Source organism: Dialister sp. UBA1703, from assembly GCA_002320515.1.
GTDB lineage: Bacteria > Bacillota > Negativicutes > Veillonellales > Dialisteraceae > Dialister.
In genome coordinates this window covers 12,538-18,274 of record DCJJ01000127.1, presented here as the reverse complement: position 1 = coordinate 18,274, position 5,737 = coordinate 12,538, and the positions used below count along the sequence as shown (strand labels likewise).

Here is a 5,737-nt window from a genome sequence, read left to right as displayed (position 1 = left end):
TAAACATTCTGCTGAATTGGCCGCCTTTGGCGGCCACCCCCTATCCGGCTGCGCCGGACTCCCCCCTATTCAGGGGAGAGAATAGGCTTCTCAATGCTTTCCTGTAGAGTCTTGTGGCACAGTGTTCAGCACCCATAGTGCCCCCTGAACAGGGGAAAAGGTGGTGCCGACAGCCACCAAAGGGGGTCCTGCTTTTCCTGCGCGCCGCAGGAGCGGTTGTATAGTTGTCCCAGCTCGCCAGCCCACCAGCTCACTACACCGGTTTTATCGCAATGGCTTCCTTCTAACGTGTAAAATGCACCCCCCTCTGTCGCCTGTGGGCGACGTCTCCCCTCCATTAATAAAAAAAAGGGAGATTGTTAGGAGAAATCAAAATGCCAAAGTACTAATTCCCTTTTCAAAATCATTTCCCCGCCATTTCTCCCATGATATAATAATAGAAATGACTCAATTCACAGGGGAGGTAAAACCATTGATTTTTCATAAAAAGATTTGTCTTCTTGTACTGGCTGCCGGTCTTTCTGTCTTTGCCAGTACGGCTGAGGCAAAGACCATTCTGCTGGTGCCTCAGGATGACCGGCCGGTGAGTCTTGATTATACGGTTTCCACTGCCGAAAGGGCGGGCTATACTATCCTGACACCACCCAGAGCTTATCTGTCGGGGAAAAATTTCCGCGGAAGTCCTGACCAGATATGGCGCTGGGTGCAGCAGAATATGGGCCGGGCCGATGCGGCGGTGCTTTCCACGGATACCCTGATTTACGGCGGTCTGGTGGACTCCAGAAAGCATAATGAGTCTCTCAATACCCTCATGGCCAGGGAGAATAAAATCAAGTCCCTCCATTCTGCGTACCCGAAAACTCCTATTTACGCCTTCGGTACCATCATGCGTACGCCCTATGCTTCCGGCAGTGGGGTGGAGCCCTATTACTATACTAAGTACGGCAATGACCTGTACCGTCTCTCGGGGCTCCAGGATAAGATGGACGCTGGAAAACTCACCACCGATGAGGCAGCGGAGCTTCTGTCCCTGAAGCTGTCCATTCCTTCTGAATATCTGCAGGACTGGTTCAAGCGGCGGACTAAAAATAATACCATCAACCGCATGCTCATCAAAGATACAAAGAGCGGCGTTTTCACCTATTTCTGCGAAGGTCATGACGACAACAGCAAGAACTCCCAGTCTGCCCTGGAGGCCCGGTATCTGGCAGTAGACGCCAAGAGCCTTCCTCCCAGCCGCTACGGTTCCTTCCCCGGCGCAGACCAGCTGGCGCTCCTTCTCATCGCCCGCTATCATAATGACAGCAATCATCAAAAGCCATCCTTCACGGTGATTTATCCCCTGGGCCGGGCGGAAAATACGATTCCCAGCTATGAAAACCAGCCCATCGGGAAGACCATCAGTGAGCATATCGAAGCGGTGGGAGGCACCATGGCAGGTAAAAACATTCCGGACATTGTACTGGCAGTGAATACCCCCATTTCCTCCACCGGCGAATCGGGGCAGTTCAGTAATTTCGGCATGATGAAAAAGAGTACCACCGATTTCATGGATGAAGTGAAAAATGTGGTAAACCGGGGTATTCCTGTTTCCATGGTGGACGTGTACTTTGCCAACGGCTCCGACAATACCCTGATGAATCTCATGATCAAGGATAATCTGCTTTATAAAGTGGCTGCCTACAACGGCTGGAACACCGCCTCCAACACCATCGGCTACGCCATCGCCCAGGCGGTGCTCTCGCCGGATATGTCGGAAGAAGATCATAGAAATATGCTCACTGAGCAGTATATAGACAACTGGGCCTACCAGGCCAATGTACGGAAGAACATCGCCCGCATGACGGAAAAGGAAACCACCAACATGGTACCTACCCCTGCCATCAAAGAGGAAATGATTGCAGAAATCCAGGAATTTGCCAAGAAGAAAATGGGCCTCAATCCTGCCACCGTATCCGCTGACTTCCCCTGGAACCGTCTCTTTGAAATTAACGCCCTTGTCTCCTCCAGGCCAAGGTACACCGTGTATCAGACCAGGGCAGAGAAACAGCGCATAGCCGAAGAAAAAGCGGCAGCTGAAGCAAAGGCAAAGGCGGAAGCAGAAGCCAAAGCCAAGGCAGCGGGAAAAGCTCCCGTTCATGCTGCCTCTTCCGATGATGGAAATGAAGGGGATATTTCTACCATTGTGATTAATAGGTAAAAGGCTGCTTTTAGGCCCCAGGTCAAAAGGGAATGTTGGCACCCGCTTTGCGGGCGAAGAGTTGAGGATTATGCTGTCTAGGGAAGCGCTGATTCAATCGTTATCGGTTTTCATTCTCGCATTTTTATTCAATGCAAGGAACAAGTCGACGCGAATAGCGAGCTATTTAAGGAGACTTATAACGAAGCATTGGATAAAAATACATATGANNATATGAAATTCGATTCTGCGAATGAATCAGTGCTTCCCCAGGCTCAATTGAAACTCGGGGTCCCGAGATCTCCTGCCCCAATGCGGTGCGAATCATTCCGGAGTGAGATTTCTCGACTCCGCTTTGCTGCGCTCGAAATGACAGTGAGGCGATGCTCCCCATTCCCCACTCCCCATTCCTTAATAAAAATCTCCCATGACCGCAAAGTCATGGGAGATTTTTTTATTCCTTTACTTTTTTCTTCATTTCCACTGCCGACTCCAGTGCGCTTTGGGAGGAATCACTTCCGGAAATCATAAGGGCTATGTCTGCCAGGTGTTCTTTTTCGTTCAGAAGGACAGCTTTGGTAGCGGTCCTGCCGTGGGAGACAGTTTTTACGATTTTATAGTGGCGGTCTGCAGCGCAGGCAGTCTGGGGCAGATGGGTAATGCAGAGGACCTGGATGGCGTGGGACAGGAAGGCAATCTTTCTGGCTACCTGGAGGCCCACTTTACCGCTGATACCTACGTCGATTTCATCAAAAATCAGCGTCTGCTGCCTGAGGAGACGGGAGATGACCATTTCAATGGCCAGGGCGATACGGGAGATCTCGCCGCCGGAAGCGGTGTCTTTCATGCTGCGGAGGGGTTCTCCCATGTTGGCGGAGAAGTAGAATTCCATTTCCGCCGCCCCGTTTGGGAGGGGTTCTTCGGATGGCAGAAGATGGAGTTTCATTCTTGCATTTTCCATGCCCATGTCTTTCAGGGAGGATACTACCTTTTCCAGAATGATTTCAGAGGATTTCATCCGTTCCCTGTTCAGTACTTCCGCTTTTTTCGTGAGAAGGGCGGTGAGTTCTTCATAGTTTTTGCGGATGGTATCGTTGTCATAGATGATTTCTTTCAGGGAGTCGTATTCTGCCTGGGCTTTCTTTTCATAGGAGAGAACGTCGGAGAGTGAGGGGCCGTACTTCCGCTTCATTTCCATAATGACTTCATTCCGGTCCTGCAGGGATGCCAGTTCTTCTTCCGAAAAATCGGAACCGGAAATGTAATCTTCCATAGAGCTCACCGCATCTTCCAGAGCATAGGAGGCGGACTGGAGGGACTCCAGAATGGGATTTAGTTTTTCATCATATCTGGCGGCCTGGGAAATTTCCTTGTCCGCTTCGGCAATGGAGTCCTGGGGGCCGCCGTCGGCGGTGATGGTGTCCAGGGCATTATGAAGGGAGCGGAAAATGCGCTCGTGGTTCTGGAGGACCTGCAGTTTCTTTTCCACCTCTTCGTCTTCTCCTGCTGCCAGGGCGGCGGAGGTGATTTGTTTCAGTTCCCATTCCAGGATGTCAAGCCGTCTTTCCCGTTCCTGCTTTCTTTCCCGGTAATCATCAAGGGCATCTTTCAGTTTCTTCCATTCCTTATAGGAATCGCGGTAGGATTTGTAGGCTTCCATGACGGCAGCGGTGCCGGAGTCCACCATTTTTTCGCAGAATGGTATGGAAAGGAGTTCCATATTGTCGTTCTGTTCATGGAGACGGACCAGTTTCTTTCCCAGCTTCTGGAGCTGTTTCACAGTGCAGAAACTGCCGTTAATGGTACAGATGCCCCGACCGGAACGGTTCAGCCGGCGGGAAATGATAATCTGCCCATTGTCGGAGTCAATGCCCTCTTCCTTTAAATCGTCAATGATATCATTGTCTGCATAAAAGACGCCTTCCACTTTGAAGAAATCGGCGCCGGTTCTAATGAGGTCCGTACTGGCCCGTCGACCGGTAAGCATGGCCAGGGCATCGATAAGGATGGATTTCCCTGCCCCTGTCTCACCGGTAAAGACGGTGACCCCCTGATCAAAATCAATGACCGTGTCTTCGATGATGGCGAAATTAATGATATGAAGGCTCTGCAGCATATCAGTTCACCGTCTCAGTCCTTGAGCATACTCTGGATATGGGAGAGGAGCACCGGTACGTCTTCCGGCGATTTCAGGATAATGAGCACGGTATCGTCCCCTGCCAGGGTGCCGATGATGACATCATTTTTGGAATGATCAATGGCAAAGGCTACGGAAGAAGCGGAGCCGGGAAGGGTGTGGAGCACCACCATGTTCATGGCGGAGTCGATTTTCACCACTGCTTCCTGGAAAAGGATGGCTGTGTGGCTCTTGGACATGACGCTCTGCTTTTCATTGGACAGGGCATAGCGGTAATGGCCGTTCTTGTAAGGAATCTTGATGAGCATCAGATCCTTAATATCCCGGGACACGGTGGCCTGGGTTACAGCAATACCTTCATTGCGAAGGGCTTCCGCCAGTTCCTCCTGGGTTTCAATGACCTGGTTCTGAATGATTTCCTTGATTTTCATGATTCTGTATCTTTTCATAAGAGATCTCCTCGTTTCATACCTTACAATCTGCATAAATGCTTTATGGAAAATCCAATTTGTATATTTTATACATTTTATAGCATTTTTCCCTGCAGGTCAAACAATTTCTGCATAAAAATAAGATTTATTCACTGTAATGTAGAGTTTTTTTCATTTCATCGTTTATTTATACACTTTGCAAAGAATGCGGAAATATACACCAGACAAATGCAAATGATTTGCATAAATTTTACTGCAGAGGTAAAAGAATTCTGTTATAATGAATCCAATGTGCATATATTAAAAAGAAGGAATCAGCTATGGATAATTATATTGGAAAACACCTGCTCATTGACTGTTATAACTGTGACATGGACGCCATCGAATCTTCCGAAACGGCGCTTCATACATTAGCCGATGCGGCCGAAAAAATCGGCATGATTGTAAAGGATACCTTCTTCCATGAAAGTGAAGAAGAAATCACTGCAGCCGCCTATGGCCCCAAATCCCACATCTGCATTCACTGGTACCCCAAGCTGTGCTATGCAGCGGTAGACATTTACAGTTTTGACCAGGACTTGAAGCCCGCCCGCACCATGGCAGTGCTCCGCGCTTCCCTCCATCCGGAGAAAATCAGGGCCACCTCTGTAAAACGGGGAAATATCAATCCCGACATGAAGCCAAATATCAAATCCAAGTCTACTACCCTCCACAAATTCAAGAACACAGGGCAGCAGATGAAAACAGCGGGCCAGAAAGTAGCCAACTACATGCGCCATAAGAATGAAAAGAGAGATACCCTGGGGCCGGAGTGACAGTGACGGCTCCTCTGGTCCCGAAGGTTCAGAGGAATCAGAGGAACCGGTTGACGGGGCCTCCGGCCCCGAAGGTTGTGGCCGCCTTTGGCGGCGGGTTGTGTAGAAGGGTTGTGTAGAAAGGTTCTTAAGATGGACGCAGCCTTTCAGTCCTAGGGAAGCACTGATTAATTCG

Annotated in this window: 4 protein-coding genes; 2 read left to right on the top strand and 2 right to left on the bottom strand. The window is 49.6% G+C overall.

The window, feature by feature from the left end; genetic code table 11:
- The first annotated feature begins 472 nt into the window (after positions 1 to 472).
- Positions 473 to 2,200 (top strand): DUF4127 family protein, encoded by a 1,728-nt coding sequence (locus tag B2Y11_RS05770; protein ID WP_291057222.1) that lies wholly within the window; start codon positions 473 to 475, stop codon positions 2,198 to 2,200.
- A 433-nt stretch (positions 2,201 to 2,633) separates the two neighbouring features.
- On the opposite strand, the gene recN is transcribed toward B2Y11_RS05770, so the two are convergent.
- The gene (gene recN / locus B2Y11_RS05765) at positions 2,634 to 4,295 is read right to left on the bottom strand and encodes a DNA repair protein RecN (protein WP_291057220.1); all 1,662 of its coding nucleotides are present in this window, start codon (positions 4,293 to 4,295) and stop codon (positions 2,634 to 2,636) included.
- Between the two features lie 14 nt (positions 4,296 to 4,309).
- Complete coding sequence (gene argR, locus B2Y11_RS05760; RefSeq protein ID WP_291057218.1) at positions 4,310 to 4,765, bottom strand: arginine repressor; 456 nt, start codon at positions 4,763 to 4,765, stop codon at positions 4,310 to 4,312.
- 302 nt (positions 4,766 to 5,067) lie between these two features.
- On the opposite strand from argR, the gene speD reads away from it, so the two are divergent.
- Positions 5,068 to 5,562 (top strand): S-adenosylmethionine decarboxylase, encoded by a 495-nt coding sequence (gene speD / locus B2Y11_RS05755; protein WP_291057216.1) that lies wholly within the window; start codon positions 5,068 to 5,070, stop codon positions 5,560 to 5,562.
- Positions 5,563 to 5,737: the final 175 nt, after the last annotated feature.